The sequence below is a fragment of the Streptomyces sp. NPDC035033 genome (assembly GCF_040636735.1).
Lineage (GTDB): Bacteria > Actinomycetota > Actinomycetes > Streptomycetales > Streptomycetaceae > Streptomyces.
Genome location: NZ_JBEZUZ010000116.1, coordinates 1 through 19699 on the forward strand (window position 1 = coordinate 1; position 19699 = coordinate 19699).

Annotated in this window: 4 protein-coding genes; all 4 read right to left on the reverse strand. The window is 76.0% G+C overall.

What is annotated here, in order from left to right:
• The coding region (locus tag AB0E83_RS31390) for a LuxR C-terminal-related transcriptional regulator (RefSeq protein WP_362119465.1) at positions 1–725 on the reverse strand (725 nt) is incomplete at its 3' end.
• A 222-nt stretch (positions 726–947) separates the two neighbouring features.
• Positions 948–2168, reverse strand: coding sequence for a cytochrome P450 (locus AB0E83_RS31395; RefSeq protein WP_362119468.1), 1221 nt, complete (start codon positions 2166–2168; stop codon positions 948–950).
• A 237-nt stretch (positions 2169–2405) separates the two neighbouring features.
• Positions 2406–3173: a type VII secretion system-associated protein gene (locus AB0E83_RS31400; RefSeq protein WP_362119470.1), complete on the reverse strand. Its 768-nt coding sequence runs from the start codon at positions 3171–3173 to the stop codon at positions 2406–2408.
• 203 nt (positions 3174–3376) lie between these two features.
• The gene (locus tag AB0E83_RS31405; protein ID WP_362119473.1) at positions 3377–19615 is read right to left on the reverse strand and encodes a hypothetical protein; all 16239 of its coding nucleotides are present in this window, start codon (positions 19613–19615) and stop codon (positions 3377–3379) included.
• Positions 19616–19699 lie beyond the last annotated feature (84 nt).

Genomic DNA, 19699 nt, shown 5'->3' on the forward strand with positions numbered 1-19699 from the left:
TGGACGGCACCACGGGTGGGAATCGATACGCTTCGGTCGTATCCGACCGGGAAGGACAGTGACGTGTTCGGACGTCGCAAGAAGAGCGGTGCCGCGTACGCCACCGCGTGCGCGCGGTTGCGCAGGCCCAGTCGCGCCATCATGGCCGCCAGGATGTTCTTGATGGTGCGTTCCGAGTAGCTGAGCTTCTCGGCTACCGCGGCGGTGTCCAGCCCGTCGGCGAGCAGCCTGAGCACGGCGACCTCCCGGGTCGAGAAACCGGCCAGGGCCAGACCCCTGGGCTCCAGGACGTCCCGCTGCACGGCTTTGACCTGGTCTATGAGCGCGCGCACGTAGATGCCCGGCAGTTCGGCGCGGCCCGCCCGGGCGCCCCAGACCGCCTGCCGGATCCGGGGCATCGTGACCTGCCGGCGGACGAGGAAGGACACCAGTCCGCTGCTCAGGGCCTGGATCAGCTGGCGTTCGGTGATGTCGTCGGCGACCAGCACGATCCGCATGCCCGGTTCGACGGCTTCGTCGCCGGCCTGCTGCATGCGGCTGAGCACCTCGTCGGTGACTTCGGTGGTGAGGAAGAGGCACACCTCCGCCTCCGCCCTGCGTTCCTTCGGCAGGACCGTGACGTGTCCGGCGTCGCGCAGGTAGGTCTCGACCCCGTGACGGGTGAGCGCGTCATCCGCATCGACGGCCATCAGCAGCGTGGTAACGGGCTGGTCGGGGGGCAGCAAGGGGCTCTCCTTCGCATGCGTGCGATCAGGATGACGTGCGAGCGGGATCGGGACCGGGAGGAAGAGCGTAGAGCCCGGCGGGCCGACTCAGGAGGGGATCGGCCGACGGTGGGGTCCGCAGCGGGTGACGGGCGCCCTTTCGTACCGCCCGGGAAGGCCGTGGGGGCAGGACGGGCACCGGTCCCGGGGCGCGTGGCGGCGGGTCGGGCGCGGGCGCGCCGGTCATCTCGGCCGGAGGACCACGGGCAGGGCGCGGAAGCCGTGGGCGATGAACGACTCGACGGGTCTCAGCTCCTCCTCGGGAACGCCCAGCCGGAGGTCGGGGAAGGCCGCGAAGAGGGCGGGCAGGGCGGCGGCCGCCTCCGCTCGGGCCAGCGGGGCGCCGAGGCAGCGGTGGACCCCGTGTCCGAACGCCAGGTGGTCCTTGTTCGGGCGGTCGAGGACGAACATGCCCGCGGTGAAGCCGTAGTGCTGCGGATCCCACCCGGCGGCCCCGTACGACACCACGACGGCGTCCCCCCGGGAGATGACCGTGCCGTCCGGCAGCTCGATGTCCTCGACGGCGTAGCGCAGCGGCAGGTGCGCGACGCTCGGCGCCCATCGGAGGGTCTCCTCGACGACGTCGTCCCAGTCGACCGCTCCGGTCCGCAGGAGCTCGCGGTCGTGCTGGTGGGTCAGGAGCGCGTGCACGGCGTTGACGATGAGGTTGGCCGTGGTCTCGTACCCGGCCGACAGGACGAGCAGCAGGGTGTCGACCAGCTCTTGCTCCGACAGGCCCTCGCCTTCGTCCCGGGTCGCCACGAGGTCGCTGGTGAGGTCGTCGCCGGGCCGGGCGCGCTTGGTCTCGATCAGCTCGCCCAGGAGGTCGTGGAGGAGCTTCTGGTGGGCGACCGTCTCTTCCGGGGAGGCGTTGGTGGCGAACACGCCGTCGACGGCCCGGCAGTGCTGGGAGCGAAGTCCTTCGGGAACGCCGAGCAGCTCGCAGATCACCCGGAGCGGCAGTGGCCGGGCGAGGGTTTCACGGAGGTCGACGACGGCGCCGGGCGGGGTGTGCGCGAGGTCGGCCAGCAGTTCCCCGGTGATGCGGGCGATCCTGGGGCGCATGGCCCGAGTGCGGTGCGCGGTGAACGCCGGCGCCACCAGGCGGCGCAGCCGCGCGTGGTCGGCCCCGTACGCCGTGAACATGTTGACGACCGCCACCCACGTGTACAGGGACCAGCTCGGGTCCACTTCGCCGTCGCGGAACGCCGGCCAGTGCTGCCGGGGGTCTTTGGACACGCGGTCGTCGGTCAGCAGGCCCTTGATCAGCTGGTGGGAGAGGACCAGCCAGGCGTCGACCCCTCCGGGCAGGGTGACGCGGACGACGGGGCCGCGCGCCCGCAGCCGCTCCACTTCTCCCTTGATGTCCTGACCGGTCGGATCGATGGTGACGGGTGTGTCCACGGGAGTCTCCTGAGGGGGCGCTGATCCGGTGCGTCCGGGTGCGGATCCGTGCCGGGGCGGTGCGCGTCCCGCTCTCGGAAGCGAACGCGCGGGGGCGGTCGGGACGCCGGGCGTTCTCCCAGGTATAGGGGGGTGGACGGGTGTTCGGTCGCGTCACCCGGCATCCGCTGCCTCTTCGCTTCCCGCCCGCTACCCGTAAGGGCGATCCGTCCGCCGTGACCACCGCGCGGTCGTGGATCAGGTGCCGTCGGGGAGTTCGGCCGAGACGGTCTCCACCGGCCGCTGAACGGTGCGGGGCGGCGTGTCGGAGTCGGTCGGCGACGCCTCCTCCGGGTCGGCGGGGGGAGCGTCGGCGAACGGGTCGGTCGCCGTCTCCGGCGGCTCGTTCTCCTCCTCGTCCGCCGCGTCGGCGGCGGCCGCGATGGCTTCCGCCAGCGGAACGGGCTCCATCATCATGCTGACCGGTGCGGTCGGGTTCACGTACAGCCGGTGCTCCGGCGGCAGTTGGTCCACGAGTTCGGGCACGCCGAGCACGCGGAAGGCGAACGGGCCGGCGGCGCGCGCGTACGCGGGTGAGGAGTACACGGGCACCACCGGGTGGCCCTCGACGGTGGTGGTGGCCAGCAGGTCGCCCGAGGGGTCGCTGAACACCGCCACTTGGGCCGCGGCGAGCCGGGCCGGGACGTCCTCGGCGGGGCCGTAGCCGGTGACCGCCCGCTGGAGGGCGCGGTCCACCGGGTCCAGCGGGTCCGGCAGACCGAGGGCGGCGGGGGACGGCCGGTACTCCTCGTTCTCCCGCCACTCCACCGGTTCGCCGTCCTCGTCGGTGCGCCATTCGCCGGTGACCGCCCAGAGCGGGGGCACGCCCTCCCCTTCCCACTGCGGGTCGACGAGGCCGATCCAGTGGTCGGGCGCGAGTTTGGCGGCCTGCCGCAGGCTGTCGGGGAGTTCCGGCAGGCCGGTGGCGTCGCCGGTGTCGGGGTCCGGAGGGCTGCTGTCGGTCATGCTCGGCTCCTGGCTGGTCGCGGATCCGGACGGGGGTCGCCGGGCGGCCGCGGGACGCGCGCCCGGGACGTGGGCAGGGCCAGTGTGGAGGAGCCGGGGCACGCCGGTGCTCGCGCGCGGGAGCGCGCTGCCCCATCGGTCCGTCGCATCGGGGTCGGAAGGGACGGGCCGGCGCGTGTCCGGACGGGCGGCGGTCCTTCGCGTCACGGGACGAAATCCGCCCAGGGGGACGCGGTCGCGTCCGGCTCGGTGACCGTTCCGACGGCCAGCGCGCCGTGGAGCCGGGGGTGGGGCATGAACAGGACCTCGGCGGAGCTCGCCCGCACCGTGCGGCCGGTCGCCCTGGCGAGCGCCGACGGCAGGGCTCCTCGGGCCGCGTGGGGGGCCACGAGCAGGATTCCTCGTCCGCTCGTCAGGCCCAGGAGGTCGGGGTCGGCGGCGACGGTGCGGGCGAAGGAGTCGAAGGAGAGCGGAATGCCGCGGCCGTCCGGGCCCCGCCCCTGGACGGCCCGGCCGTCGGGGGTGAGCGTGAGGACGACGACGAACGGCTGTCCGGCGCTGCCGTACGGGGGATTCACCGCGCGGCCCACCGGTTCGGCCGTCAGAGCGGGCCGCCCGTCGTGGCCGGTCGTGCGCCGCAGGGTGAACTCCTGCAGGTCGCCCGGAGCGAGTCGTGCCTCCGCGTGCTCGGGCCGGGCGCCGCTGGACAGGTAGTACAGGCCGGCGGCCGGCCCGTGCGCTTCCTGCCGCAGGCGGACGACCGTGAGGCCGGGGGGCGCGGTGTCCTGGGGCGGGTCCTCCATGACCGGCAGCACGGGCCTCCTCATCCGTATCGTGACGGAGGGCCGCTCGGTCCTCGTCGCCGGTCGCGGCGCCCGGCCGCCGACCTCCTGGCGGACGGTCGGCATGGAGGCGTAGGAGGACTCCACGGCCAGGGCCGCGCCGAGGCTCCGCGAGAAGAGGTCGGCGACCGTGCGCACGCGTTCGTCCGCGCGGAAATCGAGCATGCCCGTCCGCTGCCCGGCGACGGAGATCTCGGGGTAGTCGGGGAACTGCCATCCGTCCGAACTCCGCCACGGGCGCAGTTCGGCCCACAGGCGCAGTTCCCGGGCCAGTTCGGTCGCCATCTCGCGTATGCGGGCGGTCTGCCGGTCGCTCAGTTCGCGGCCGTCGTCGCCGAACTCCACGACGAGCTCCGCGCCCGGCCGGCGGGCACCGCCGGTGGGACCGCCCGCCTCACCGGCGTGCCCGGCGGCCGCCGTCCCGTTCTCGCCCGAGAGGTTGAGCGAGGAGAACAACCGGTCCAGGCCCTCCGACCGGGAGAGGACGAGACGGCGGAGCGCCCGGAGCACGTCCGGGTCGGGGCCGGGGGGAGGCGTGACGGGCTGGGGCGCGGCGCCGGCGCGGAAGAGCCACCACCGGGGTCCGTCGTCGACGTGGAAGCCGGGGCGGAGTGCGGTGCGGCGCACGGTGAGCCGGCTGTCGACCTGGTCGGTGACGGCCCACACCGGTGTGTGGCGGCCGCTGGGGTCGGCGAGGGCGTCGGCGATCTGCTGGGCGAGCGGGCGCCTCCCGTCGAAGGGGGCGGCGGCGCGGTCGATGAGGAGCACGATGCCCGAGCCCTCGCGGGCGACGGGGTCGCGGCGCACGAGCGCGCCGAACTTCCGGCCCGTCAGCGTGATGGTCCCGGAGCGGGTGGGCACGTCCACCCTGCGTCCGTCGCCGGTGAAACGGTAGAAGGTGACCGGGCGGGCCCCGGTGGGCCACGGTACGAGGAGCCCGGCGCCCAGCGTGGTCTCGCGGCCGCCCTGGATCCGGTGGACGCGGAAGTCGCCCCTGGTGCCGAGCGCGCGCGCGTGCGGCTCCTCCGCGGCCCAGAGCGCCGGGGCGAGGCCCGCGCGGCCGATGACCCGGTGCCGGGCGTCCACCACGGCGTGCAGGACGAGGTCGGTCTCGGCGGTGCGGGCGCCCGGGTCGCCGAGGAGGCGCGGCGGCCGGAAGGCCCCGTCCTCGGGCGTGACCAGCATCCAGTCGCCGGCCGGCTCGCCGGGGCGCAGGACCCGCACGATCCGGGTGACGCGGTCCCGGCCGGTCTGGAGCTCCACCCGCCCGGTGGGGGCCCAGACGGGACGCTGGAAGCGCGAGGCCAGGACGCGGGCGAGCCGCTCGCCGGCGTTCGCCCCGCCGTGCGTGCCGACCACGACCAGGGGAACTCCGGCCGGGAGCGCCTCCACGCGGGGGTCGGCGAGCGATCCCCGTCCGGGCGGGAGCGGCTGCTCGAGCCGGTCCGCGCCCTGGAGCAGGACGGACGTCCCGTCCGGCTGCAACTGTGCCCAGACCGGGAAGGGCGCGGGGCCGCCCGCCAGGGCCCAGGGCGCGGGACGGGACACCAGCGGACCCCGTACGGCGCCGGGGAGCTCCTCCAGGGTGAAGAGACGGCTCGTCAGGACCTCGGTCTCCCTGGCGGGCGGCGGCGCGGAGAGGGCCGAGACCGGAGCGTCGGCGGAGATCGCCGGGTGGTCGGCGACGGCTTCGGGGACGCCGTCGACCGGACCGTGTCCGCCCGGCCTGAACACGCGCCACCGGGGCGGCGCCGGCCGCACCGGAGCGGCGTCCGTCCGGGGGGCCGCCTCCCGGCCGGTGTCGGCCGCGGGACTCACGGGGGCGACGTCGTCGAAGAGCGACACCAGTCCGGCGGTCGGGTGCTCGTGGAGGTAGGTGCGGCCGTCCGGGGCGTACGTCTCGGCTCCGTAGGCGTCCGCGAAACGCTGGGCGAACTCGCTCCCCCCGGGCGCGCCGTCGGGGTCCGCCGGCGGGGAGGCGGTGCCGCCCGCACCGCACGCGGCGAGGATGACCGGTCGCGGTGGGGCGTCCGGCGCCGTCAGCGCGGCGGTGCGGCGGCGGGCGAAGGAGGCGAGCTCCTCGGGCGTGACGTGCAGGTCCCGGCCGCCGGCGGAGAGCACCACCGTGCCGGCGGCTCCGTGCACGGCCATGACCAGCGCGTCGGCGGACCAGGGGGTGCGGAGGGCGGTGCCGGGACCCCGTCGGCCCCGGTACCCGGCCGCGGCCACCCGGGGCAGCTCGCCGGCCCTGCGGCGGGCGCCGTTCAGGTCGGAGTCGTGGAACGAGGCGAAGCCGACGGTCGCTCCGCGGCTGTCGTGGAGGGGGGTCGTGGCCACGGCGGCGTCGGGAACGCGGCGCTCCTCTCCGTCGGAGGTACGGCCCGTGACCGCCGGCGGTCGTCCGGGGCCGGGCGCCGACAGCGCGCGGATCCGGCTCGCGGGGGTGGCCCCGGGCGGCGTCGCCGGGGCGGCGGCCTCGGCCTCGGTCGTGGTCGTGGTTTCGCGCGTACCGGATTCCTCCGTGTCGTGCGGCACGGGGAGGGCGGCCGCCGCCGGTTCCGCGGAGGCGTGGTCGTCCTGCGGAGCGGGGGGCGGGGGGTCGTCGGCCGGCGCGGGCGCCGCCGGTCCGCCGGCCGGCGTCGTGGGCCCGGGGGACGGGGAGGGTGCCGCGGAGGCCGGGACGGCGGCCCGGGCCCGTCGTGCGGCCTCCACTGCGGCGATCAGCCGATCGGCCTGGTCCGCGGGCAGGTAGAGGCTGGCGGCGAAGGGATGGAACTCGACGGCCAGGCCACGCGGCCCGGCTGACGGCAGGTCGACGGACATGCGCCAGCGCAGCCGGTCGAGGAACACCTTGCGGAACGCGCGGCCGGTGGTCTTGCGGCCGCTCTGGTTGCCGCTCTTGCCGCCTCCGCTGCGACCGGAACCGGTGCGACCGGTCTCGCCCTGGAGGCCCAGTCCCTCGGTCGCGGTGTTCAGGGCGCCCCGCGCACGCGGGTCCGGCACGCCGCGGAGGTCGCCCTGGGTGGTGCGTCCGGTCAGCGCCAGGCTGCCGCCGAGTGTGCGGCTCTGTTCCACCTTGGCCTCGTCCTGCGACTGCTGGACGTTCTTGACGATGACTCCGGGCAGTTCGGCGGCCGTCCCGTCCGGCTCCTCCTCCACGCGAGCGTCGAGGAGGTCGAGGCCGACGACGAGTTCGACCCCCTGGGTCCACGCCCACTGGGGTATCTCGAGGCGGACGGCGACGCTGTGGCCCAACAGCAGCTCGGGCAGTCGATTGCCGATCCACGTGCTGGTGAGGGCGGTCGCCAGCCGGTTGCGCAGCCGGTCGCGTCCGCCCTCCCAGGAATGCGGGGCGAGCGGGACGCGGAAGACCGGATGGTAGCCGTCGAACAACTGCTCCGCGGCGTGCCGGAGCCGGGTCGCCCCGGCAACCGTCCCGACGACCGCCTCCCGGAGGATCTCCCCGTCCAGGGCGGCGGCGGGAGCGAGCTCGGTCGAGGGGCCGAGCCACACCGGTGCGGTGACCGTGAGCTCCGGGAGCACGGCCTGTTCCGTCCCCTCTCCGGCGGCCGGCCTGAGCAGTTGCTCGGGATAGGCCAGGGTGAAGGACTGCGGCTCGCGGCTGCTGACCGGAACGCGGGTGGACCGGCCGATCGTCGGGAGCAGCGTCCCCAGCGCTCGTACCGGCAGGGGCGCGAGGGAGAGGAAGGGCAGCGAGACGACGGCACGGTGCACCGAGATCTCCGCTCGCAGGTCGAGCTGGAACCGGAAGCCGTGCAGCCTGCCCACGGTCAGCATCGCGACGCCGCTCTCGTCCTCGTGGGCACCGGATCGCGTGACCGTCCGGTTCCACGTGGCGCCGCCGGAGAGGACACCGACCGCGTCGCGGACGGTGTCCCAGCGGTCGAAGGCGCCGCTGCCGATCACCTGTCCGGTGGCCCCTCTGCCGACCGTCGTGCTCCGGCTTTCCGCGGAACGGCCGGCGACCGCGCTCTTGCGCTCGACCACGTGGTCCGACGGGAGCGCGCCGGTGTGCGCTCCGCCGTGGGCCGAGGCGCTGAGGAGGACGAAGACCGTGGACTCGGTGAAGGCGTCGCGGTGGGGGACGAAGAGCGGCACCTCTCCGGCGAGCAGCGCGGACAGCAGGGCCGCCGTGCCGCGCCGGGCGGTCAGCTGGTCGAGCTGGTCCCGTAGGGCTCTCACGTGGGCCGCGTCGATCAGCGGTTCGACGGCGGAGATCACCTGGTCGGCGAAGGGACGCAGGTCGGGGAGGCTGCTGAGGACGCCGTGGTCGAGTCCGTGCCCTCGTTGGACTTCCGGCGGGAGGGCGTACGCGGGGGCGGCCGGTGACGGCGTCCGCGGTGGTCCGGGAGCGGTCGGCTCGCCTCCGGTCTCCTCGTCCGTCGTGGCGGGCGTGCCGGAGGGGCCGGGGCCGTCCGCCACCGTGTCCGTGTCCGCCACCGCGTCCGTGTCCGTGACCGCGGGCGCCGTGTCCGCGGGCGCCGCGTCCGTGTCCGTGACCGCGGGCGCCGTGTCCGCGGGCGCCGCGTCCGTGTCCGTGCCCGCGGGCGCCGTGTCCGCGTCCGTGTCCGTGTCCGCGGCACGGAGGCCGAACCCCGCGGTGTCCCCCGCGGGAAGCAGCAGCAGGCTCGGGACGGTGAGGGAGTCGGAATCGGTGTGCGGGTCCCTGCGCGCGTCCGAGACCCAGGGGCCGAGCGCTCCGAGCGGCTGGTCGGTCCAGGTGTCGACCTCCAGGGTCAGGCCGGCTTCCGCCCGGAACCAGCTGTGCGTGCCGACGTCGATGTCGACGACGTCCTGGCCCGCCTGGGACGCGGTGCCGAGACCGAGGGACCGGCCGAAACCCAGGTTTCCCGCCCCCCACACGGTGACGGAGTCGGAACCGGCCCTGAGGGGGAGGCCCGCCGCCACGCTCGCGCCCCACGCGTTGCGCTCGCTGGTGTCGCTCTCACCGAGGGTGACGTCTCCCTTGAGGTGCTGGTAGGTGAAACCGCCACTGGCCTCTCCCAGGAGCGTCGGATCGCGGAAGTCCACGCGGAACCTGAGGGCCGCCATCCGCGGGAGTCCGAAGGCGGTGGTGCCGATCCGGCCCTGCCAGACGGTCAGCGTCCTGCCGTCGAAGTCCCGCAGCCGGCCGGCCAGTCCCGTCAGCAGGGTGTGCGCCCAGGCCCGCACCTCGGGGTCCAGGGCGGGAACGCCGCGTTCCGCGAGGCGCCGGTCGAACACCCGGGTCAGCTCGGAGGTGGCGGCCATCACCAGGCCGGCCTCCGGAATCCGTACGCGTCCGGGCCTGCTCTCCGCCCTCTGCCTCAGCACCCGGCGGCGTACGCCGTCGCTCTCCTCGCTGCGGAAACCGGGAACCGGGTGGTACTCCCCGGTGAGCGGGTCCCGTTCCTCCAGCGTGTCCTCCGCGAGGAGCAGACGCGCCGAGAGGGTCGTCGTCACCGGTGCGTCGGTGCGCGCCCGCGCGTCGGGCGGGTAGGCCCCCGGCATCGCGACGTCGTCCGTGGGAGCGGCGGCCGGGGGGTCCGCGGGCGGCTCGGCGCCGTCGTACCGCAGCGGGCTCTCCGTACCGTGCACCGACACGGTGAAACGGAGGCGCGCGGAGAATTCGGCGGACCAGTCGCTGCCGCCGCCGGACGCTCCGGCGGTGCCCCACCTCGAAGCCTGCCCACTCGTGCTCGACCAGTTCGGAAGGCGGGTGGTGAGGCGGACGTCGAGGCGGCGCAGCAGCCCTTCGCCCGCCTCCGCGACGGAGGCCGGAACGACCAGGTTGAACCCGAGGCCGCTGCCGCGGGTGCTGGTGACCCCGAGCCCGCCGCCGGATCCCAGGTAGACCTCGGACTGGATGCGGCGCGTGTCGACCCAGGTCATCTCCTCCGGGGGGAACGAGGCCCGGATCCGGACCAGGACGCGTCGCCCGTCCCGGACGAGCGGTACGAGCAGCCCCCCGTTGACGAGCTGGTTCAGACGCCGGGCGAGCGCGTCGGGTGCCAGGGCGTCGGCCAGGGCGCGGTGGTTGACGGCCCAGGGCATCGACCTGTGGTCCTCGCCCGCCGCCGCGAGGTAGCCGGGGTGGCGGGCGGAGACCATGTCCGTCACCTGGCGCAGCAGTTGCCGCGCCCGGGTGGGGTCGATCCACGAGACACGCAGGTTCGGCGGCGCCCAGGTGCCGAAGTGGGCGGGCAGGCGCAGCGCCCGCTCGGCGGAGCGGCGGAGCTCCCACTCGGGGTCCGCCGGAACCCCCGGGCCGGAGGACACCGGTCGGGACGCGGAACCGGCGGACCGCGGGAGGGACTCGACCGAGGACCGCGCCGAGGAAGCGTCCGCGGGGGCGTCCGCGTCGGAGGCGGCGGAGGCGTCGGAAGACGCACGCGCCGGGGGCCGCGTGTCACCGGGCGCCGGGGCGTCCCGCCGCACCGCGGCGAGCAGCGCCTGGGCGTCGTCGGCGAGGAGCCGGACCCGGGCCCTCACCCAGAGGACGTGGGGGCGGTCGGTGCGGCCGTCGACCGTGAGGCGCACGTCGAAGGCCACGACCCTGGTGGGTTCCGACGTCTTGTTCTTGCTCACCTGGACGGCGTTGTGGGGGACGTCCTGGGTGAAGGCCATAGAACTTCCGCGCCCGAAGGTGACCACCGGCGACACGGAGCTGCCTTCGCGGCCGAGGCGTACGCCGGGAACGGAGAAGCCGCCGGACAGGTCGGTCCGGTCGGTGCCGGTGGACGAGGTGGAGGCGGAGACGACCGTGGTGTCGGCCGAATCCGCCCGGGTGAAGACGTCGGGCCGCTCGTCCAGGGGGACGGGGTTGTGGAACGCGGCGGACACTTCGACCATCGTCCGGGAATCCCGGACTCCCGGACCCTCCAGCGGCGCGGAGCGCAGGCCGCCGGCCGCGGCCTGGAGAAGGCCGGCGGCGAGGCTGTCGACGGAGACGAAGCGGTCCAGGACCTGCGCCGCCCGGTGGGTGACCTGAGCGCTGTGCAGGCCCGCGGCGGTCAGGACCGCGGCCCGGAAGCCCGCGGTGCCCGAGACCGACTCCACCCAGGCGAGCCGGGGCAGCACCACGGGCGGCGTGTCGGCGCCGACGACGGTGACGGGCTGCACCGGGGCTCCGGCGTTCCACTCCTGGAACCGCTGGGAGAGCCCGTCCTCGGGACGCCTCCGGTCGCGGGCGGCGGAGAGGGCCGCCCCGAGCGCCTCGTCGTCCGGCCCGGCCTCCGCGACGCCGTACGCCCGCGCCCAGCCGTCGCGGTCGGTGAACTCCTCCCGCTGGTCCTCCGCGTCGGGATTCGGGGCCCAGCCGAGGCTCTCCCTGGGGAAGCGGACCCGCACTCCCTGGGGAACGATCTCCTGGAACTGGCGTCCCGGGCGGCCCTCGCGCTGGACGACCACGTCGACGCCGGCGGTGAAGTCGAAGGCGACCGACCGGTACGAGGAGTGCTTGACGACCCTTTCGGTGGAGGCCGGCGACTCGACGGAGGAGGAGACGGAGACGTTCCGGAGGGAGAACAGCTTCTGCACGAAGCCGCTGACGTTGGACACCACTCCCCCGCCCAGGCCGCCACCGCCGGAGAGGCTGGTGGCGGCGCCGCCCGACCGGGAGGCGCCGGTGCCCCCGGCCTCGCCGTCCTCGTAGCGGAGGGTCTGGCTGATCCGAATCTCCGCGGCGGAGTCCACGGCGTCACCCGCGGCCGCCTGCTCCCGGGTCTGCCCGCGCGGCGTGGTGACCTGCGTCCAGGACCCCAGCCTCAGCCGAACGGTCACCACGACGGCCCGGCCGTCGACACGGCCGCGCACCACCAGCCGGTCGCCGACGGCCTGCTGGGCGCCGGTGCCGAGACGGAGGTCGGACAGGTGCTCGGCGACGAAGCCCCGGGCCGCGCTCTCCTCCGTGTCGTCCAGGGCTTCGAGGACCAGGTTCCGGACGCGCCGCGGTACCTCGCCGTCCGGGAAGGACGTGTGGGAGGGTCCCAGGGCCTGGTGGAAGCCCGGCTCCAGGACGGAGTCCGGCGGCCGGTGGAGCCGCCTGGCCGCGAGGCGATCGGCGGCGTCCGCCGGTGACTCGACGGCCGGGGGAACGGGCGGGGGCGCGGGCGCGGGCGACGGCGCCGACCGGGGTGCGGACGGGGAGGGAGCGGCGGCGGCCAGGACGACGGTCTGCCGCCCTTCGACCCGGGGGGCCGCGTACGGAACGTCGAACGGCCGCGGCAGGGCGGTGACGGGGGCGTCGGCTCCGGGGACGAAGGCGTGCCAGGCAGGTGCTCCGCCGGGGGTGAGGAGGGGGTCGAGCAGGGTTCGCAGGGGCGCGCCGGGGGGCGCGTCCAGCAGGACCCGCGAGTCGGCCGCGTAGACGTTGCCCCGCCGGAGGTCCGCGAGCCGCTGCGCGAACGGCGGGATTCCGTCCGGGTGTCGGGCGCCGGTGTCGCAGACGGCGAGGATCAGGGGCGTGCGCGGGTCCTCGCCGAGGGCGCGGACGCGTCGGGTGATCAGCGCGTCGAGCTGCTCGGGGCCGACGCGCAGTGCCGCGCCGCCCACGTCCAGCGTCACGCTTCGCGCGTCGCCGTGGGCGGCGAAGACCAGCGGGGGCCGCCGACCGTGCCAGGGGGCGGGTACGGCGGCGCCGACGGTACGGGAAGGGGCCGGGCCGTCCTCCCCGGGCGTCCGCGCGGCCCCGGGCCTGCGGCGGTCCAGGAGGTGGACGGGGGCGTCGCGCAGTTCGGCGGCCCGCAGCAGGGTCCGGCGGTGCGCGGCGCCCCGCGGGAAGGAGGCGAAGCCGACGGTGCGCCCGTCGGCGTCCCGCAGCGGTTCCAGGGTGATCGCGGACTCCGGGACGCTCCGCGGGCGTCCTTCCTCCGAGAGGCCCGCCACGGCGGGCGCGGTCGCACGCCGGTCGCCGTCCGGGTCCGGTGCGGGGGAAGGGCCGGCGGAAGGGGGCGGCGGACCGCCGGCCCCGTCCGGGAGGCCGGGAGGCCGTGTTCCGCCGTCCTCCGGCGACGACCGCGTGGCGAACCAGCGGGCCGGATGGGCGTCCGGGTCGTCGACCTGGCCCACGATGACGTCCTGCGGGGACAGCTCGCCCGTCGGGTACAGGCCCCCGTCGGGGAGCAGGAGCCGCACCGCCCCCGGGACCCGCGGGGAGGCGGTCGCGAACAGCTGGGCGCCGACGGTCGCGAACAGCTGGACGCTCGCGGGTGTCTCACGGGTGCGCAGCAGGCGCAGCAGCTCGTCCCTGCGCTCCGTGCTCGACAGGGCGAGCACGGAGCCGTACTCCTCCTCCGCCAGTTCGCGCAGCCGCGCGGCCCGGTCGGAAGTGGGGAACGAGGGGGTCTCCAGCGGGATCGGGGGCTCCTGCCCGGGGAGGGGACCGACCTTGGCGAGGAGGGCTTCCTCCGCCTCATGGCGTGTCCGCTCCTCCTCGGCCCGGGCCCGTGCCCGCTGCTCCGCCTCGTACCGGTTCACGGCGCGCAGCTCGGTGAGGGCGACCGAAGCCGGCCCCCACAGGTTGCTTCGGGCGAGCGCTTCCCGCGTGGCCCGGAGGAACATCTGCCGCACGCTGCCGGCGAGCGCGGCGCCCGTGATGTCGTCGGGGTCCTTCGGCAGCCAGTCCAGCGTCACGGCCAGGGCGTGCATCAGGCTGTCGGCGCGACGGGGCAGGGCGAGCGCGCGCAGTCCGACCGCCTCCAGCAGGGTCTGCTGAGGGCCGGTGGGCCGCGGTGGCGGTGCGTCGGAGCGCAGCAGCGGCCCCAGGCCGGCCCAGTCCTCGAACAGCTGGTCGGCGACCCGGGGGTTGACGCCGAGCTCGCGCAGGCGCCGCTCGCTCCGTTCCCTCTCCAGCCGGGCCTCTTCCACCGTCTCCCCGGCCTGCTGTCGGGCCGTCTCGTCGCGCAGTGCCGCGGCCGCGATCGCGGCCGCTTCCTCCTGGCGCAGCTTCTCCCGCACCCGGGCCGCCCAATAGGCGTTCCACGTCGCCATGAGCGCGTCGGCCCCGGCCGCCGCGGGACGGCCGGCCGCGAGGCGGTCGAGCTGCGCCTGCCAGCTCTCGGGCGTCAGATCGAGACTGCGCAGCAGTGCGAGTCCGTCGGCGGCGGGGGCGTCCTCCCGGTCGGCGAGGAAGGCGCTCCAGGCGATCTCGTGGGGAAACAGTCCGCCCTCCGCCACGTTCTCCCGCAGGTACGCCTCCCCGAACGGCGCGATCCGGAGATAGCGGTCGTACCCGTCCTCGTACTCCAGGCCTTCGACGCCCGCGTAGGCGGCCCAGGCGGCCGCTCCCGCCATGACCTCGCCGAAGGAATGGTGGCCTTCCAGGACGCACGCGGCCGCCATCGCGTCGCGGACGAGCGCCAGGTCCGTCGGCACGCCGAGCCGCTGGAGCCCGTGCGCGATGTTGAGCAGCAGGGTGACCGAGCTCGAAATGGCGGTCCACACCTGTCCGCCGGTGCCCTGGGCGATCTCGTGCACGTCGCGGACGAGCGGGATGTCGATGCTGTCCAGGGCCCGCTGCCACCGCAGACCACCGTCGGCGGGGTCGACGACGAACATCCGTTCACGCGGGCTCAGTTCCGGGACCGTGTCGGAGGGGCTCACCGGGGTGCGGGGGACATGGGTGTCGGAAACGACGCGGCGTTGGGGGCGTGTGCGGATGATCTCGGGCAACCAGGGAGGCAGGGGGAAGAAGTCCTGGAGTCCGACGTAATTGCCCAGGATCACGAGCAGTTCCCTGCTGTTGCCCTCGCGGACCGCTTCGGCGACCGTCTCGGGCCGCACTCCCACGGCGCCGGAGACGGCGGGGTCCGGCCATCCCAGTCGGGAGATCTCCGCGGGGTCCTTCTGAGTGACCACCTGCGCGGCGCGAAGGGCGAGCCGGGAGAGCTGCTCCCGTACGAGCGGATGCTCGATGACGTGCTCGGCCAGGCGCCGCTCGAAGCGCTCGGCGGCCTCCTGGTAGCGGATGCGGGCCAGGTCGACGGGCTCGGCGGGCACGGGTTCCCAGCCCGCCGGAGCGGGCGGCGGAACGGTACGGGTCCGGCCGGCGGCGGGGCGAAGGGTGATGGTCGCCCTGCGGCGCTCCTGTGCGCCTCCGGCGGCCGCGGCGTCGCCCGGCGCGGGTCCGGTGGCCAGCGTGATGGGCAGGGCGCCGAGGCGCGGCACGTCGTGTCCCGCCGCCCTGCGCGACCGGAGGATCCGGAGGGTCCGGTCGGACAACGCTCGGGCGACGGCCGTGGCGCGGCGCCGGGCCGTGCCCAGGACGCCGGGGGCGTTGCTGTCCCCGCGGATCTCCACCGCGGGCAGGTCCAGGTCCTGCTCGTGGGCCGCGACGGCGAGGTCGGCCAGGACCGTGGCGAGGCGTTCCACCGTGTCCTGCTGCCGGGGGGTGATCCCGGTCGAGGCGGCGTCGAAGGCGATCACGGCGGACAGGTTCAGGTCGGCGCCGCGGTGCAGGTCCGGGTGGTGCCCGGCGGCGCCGAACAGGCCCTGGAAGCGGCGGTAGTCGGGGTCGTCCTCCAGCGGGACCCCCTTGTGGTAGGGGTCGGCGGGGTCGACGCCCAGGCCGATCAGGACGTCCCGGGCCGCGGCCCAGGCCGCCGCGGCGGTGGCGTAGTCGCGGCGGCTCTCCTGTTCCTCCTGGGCGTGCCGTGAGCTTCCGGGCTGTCGCGGGTGGGCCGCTCTGGCGAGGACCTCGCGCATCCGGGCGGCGGCGACGGCCGCCCGGTCGGCGGCCTCGGTGTACCGTTCGGCGGCTTCCCTCAGCTCCGCGTCACGGGCGTCGACGCCGTCGATCCGGGGGTCCGCGGGGGGACGGGCGTCCGCGTCCGCCGGCAGGACCCGACGGGACGCCAGGTGGTCACGCAGCAGGGTGTCGGCCGATTCCGCGGTCAGGCCCCAGGCCCGCAGCCGTCGCGCGGCCTCCGCCCTCAGCCGCACGTGGGTCTCGAGCGGCAGGCCGGCGCGGGCGCGGGGCCCCGGGTTCCACGGCTCCCTGCCGACCCTGGCGAACGCGTCGTCACGGGCCCACTGCTCGGCGGCGCGCGCGTTCCAGTGGGCGGCCCAGGCCTGGAGGCGGTCACCGGGGAACCCCGGGGCGGTGAGGTCTGCCAGGGAGGGCCGGACGCCGCCAGCGGCGTCGTCCAGGGCCTGCTCCCAGGCGAGCGGGTCGAGACCGTGGGCGCGCAGCAGGTCGGACGCGGCGGACGGGCCGTCGGGAACGCCGGCGCCCGCGGTCCAGGCGATCTCCTCGGGGAACATGCCCTGTTCGGCGACCTGGGAGCGCAGCTCGGTGACGGTCAGGGGCGCGAGGTGACGGTAGCGGTCGAGGCCTGAGGCGTACTCGAGTCCGAAGGCCATGTCGTGCCGCTCGTTCCACCGGTCGGCGGTCCACAGCGCGTCGTGCAGGCTGGGCCCGCCGTCCTCCGAGGCGAGGAAGGCGGCGGCCAGCAGCCGGAGTTCCTGGAGGTCCACGTCGAGGTCCGGGTAGATCCGCAGGCCCAGGGTGAGGATGTCCCACAGGTCGGCGGAGGGGCCGCCGCCGACCAGGCCGCCGTCCTCCTGGGCCTGGCCCTGGTACGGGGCGGCCAGGGCCACGCCGGGCGGCGGGGCGAGGGGCCGGTCGGTGCCGGGGCTCCGCTCCGTCGCGGTCCGCAGCAGGCCGCCGGGGGCGGGGCGGCCGCCGAGCAGCCCCAGCACCGCCGCTCGCCGGACCAGGGCCATCCGGTCGCCGAGGCCGCCGGCGCGGACGATCTCCTCCATGTCCCGGCGGGTCCGGCCGGGCAGGACGAGGCGCCGGCCGTCCTCCGTCGGTCCGGCGGTGACGCGCCGCCAGACGGCGGCGGCCAGCCGCTCCGCCAGTTCGTGCGCCTCGGGGCGCCGGAGGGCGTACCGCACGAGGCGGCGCTCGAACTCCTCGGACCGTTCCCGGTACTCGATCCGCGCCTGGAGGGCGGTGGGCGCGGCGGCACGGTACTGGGGAAGCACGTCGATCCGCGCACGGGCCGGTCCGTCGGAGGGGCCGGAGGAGGCGACCGAGACGATCGGGACGCGGTCGGGGCGCAGCCATGCCTCGCGCACCCGGCTCTGGGCGCGGGCGATCCGACGGGCGATCAGGAACAGGAGGGCGTTGGCGGCGGCGTCGGCGGCGGCGCCTCCGTAGAGGCGGGCCCCGTCCGTGCCGTGTCCCGGGAAGCCGGTCACCCGGATCACCGGCAGCAGGCGGTCCTGCCGCCAGGCCGCCAGGGCGTGCGCCGTGGCGTACGCGGCGGCGCGGCGGAGTTCGTCCTCGCCCTCCTGGCCCGGCAGGACGGCGGAGGGGCCGGCGATCCGTACGGTGAAGCTCCGGGCGAGCTCCTCCGCGGGCAGGGGCCGGGGGCCGGGGCCGCCCGGCGCCGTGGCGCCGTCCGCCTGCGCGGTCGACCGCTCCCACCGCCGGGCGGCCCGGGCCCAGGCGTCCAGCCGGTCCGGCAGGGCGGGCGGGACCGAGGCGTCGGCGTGATCGGAGAGACGCCGCCGGTAGGCGTCGATCGCCTCCTGGGCTTCCCGCAGCGAGGTCCGGTACTCGGCGGCGGCGGCTTCCCGCTCCTCGGCCGGGGTCCGCGGCGCGGCCTGGGCGGCCGCCGCCCCGGCGTCTGCGTCTGCGTCTGCGTCTGCGTCTGCGTCTGCGTCTGCGTCTGCGTCTGCGTCTGCGTCTGCGTCTGCGTCTGCGTCTGCGGGGACGGTGACGGGGACGGCGGCATCGCCGCCGGCGGGGCCGGCGACGGGCGGGCCATCGGCGGGGAGGGGGTCGGACAGGTCCACCAGACCGTCGAGGACGTCGTGCAGCAGCCGACGCAGGTCGAGGGGGTCGAGGCCCAGGTCGGCCAGGTCCCGCTCCGCCACTCGCAGCGCGCGTTCCGCCACGGCCTCGTCGGCCCTGGTGACGGAAGCCTCCGTTCCTCCGGCGTTCGCTCGGGCGAGTTCCCGGGCGAGGCGGTGGGCCTGTTGGGCCGACCAGTGGGCGGACCACGTGTCGAGGTGGTGGTCGCGCAGGCGGGTCCACGCGGCGCGCTGTTCGAGCGGTGCGCCGGCAGGGGGCCGCACGGCCCGGCCGCCCGCCGCGACGAGGAGCTCCCCGAAGGCGTGCGGAGGGATCCCGAAGAGCTCCAGGAGGGAGTGGGCCGGTCCGGCGTTCGCGAGGACCGGTTCGAGGGCGATCTCGTGGGGCAGACGGCCGCCGACACCGGCGTTGGCCCGGAGTTCGGTCTCGTCCAGCACGCCGTCGGCGAGCGCCAGGTAGCGGCTGCGCCCTTCCCTGCGGCGCAGGCCGTAGAGGCGGCCGTGCCGCCGGTCCCAGGCGTCGGCGGCGGCCATGACCTGGTCGAAGGTGCCGGTGCCGGTGGTGAGGTGGTAGGCGAGCGCGGCGAGGAAGGTCAGGCGGGCGTCGAAGAGGACGTGGCCGCGCTCACCGAGTTCACGGCCCAGTTCGAGGAGCGTGACCACCGTGCCGGCCTCGGACGCCGGACCGCTCTGGGCGCCGGCGGGCGCCACCGTCCCCGGGGACCACATCAGCCGCGAAGGACCGAGAACGCCTCGGCGGCGGGTGGCCAGACCGCGTTCGCGGCTGCTGAGCACGGGCACGACGTCCTGCGGTGAAAGGGCACCCGGCTGTGGAGGCACGGGGCCGTCGGCGGGTACGGGGCCGGGGTCCGCCGGTGTCAGGTCGAGCGCCGCGCGCAGCTCCGCCGGCAGCACGGCGATTCCGGAGAGGAGCAGGGCGACCCGCTCGCGCAGGTTGCCCTTGTCGCGGACGCGAGCGGCGCGCTCGGAGCCGAGCCCGGCGGCGCCGGGCAGCGTGGGGTCGGTGCTTCCCCACCGCTCCAGAGCGGTGCTGTCGTGGTCGGACAGGAGCCTCCACAGCGCATCGACGTGATCGCTCAGCTGGAGGAGCACGTGCGGGTGGAAGGCCAGGTGGCGGCCGAGGCGCTGTTCGAACGCCTCGGCCTGCCTCAGGTAGGCGGCCGGAGCGGCGGCGAGCGCCAGTTCCGCGGCGGAGGGAGGGCGTTGGGCGTCGCCGACCACCACCACGCTGACCCTCGGGGGGCGCTGCCCCGGCCACGGCTCCGCTTCCGGGGAGTTCGCCACGGTGGCGGTGATCTGCAGGTGGGCGGCGGTCAGCGGGGAACGGCGGTCGTTCCGCGTACTGGCCGCCAGGACCCGGTCGAGGCGGGTGGTCAGGGCGTTCACGGTGGCGTGGGCCCTGTGGAGCGCGGCGGACCGCTCCCCTCGGCTGCCGTCGCCGGGGTCGCCGACGACCTCGACGACGGGCAGGCGGCCACCGTGCCCCCAGGCGGACAGGGCGGTGTCGGAGATCTGCCGGACGGCCTCGCGCAGCGCGCGTTCCTGGTCGTGGCCGAGGGTGGTCTCGTCGCCGCGGAAGGGCAGACCGTGCCGGACCGTCCGCACCTGGGCCGAGGAGCGCGGCGCCCCGCCCGGGCGCCGGCCCGGGTCCTCCGGCGTCGGCGGTGCGCCGGGTCCGACCGGCTGGTCGGGGTCGATGCCGAGCCGTCGCAGCCGCTCGCGCTGGACGAGGTGGGCGGTCTGCGCGGCGTCGTCCACGGCGGCGCTCCGCGCCAGGACGTCCGGGTCGCCGGCGGGGCCGGCGTCCGTCTCGTCGGCGAGGCGGGGGGGTGCGCGGTGGTA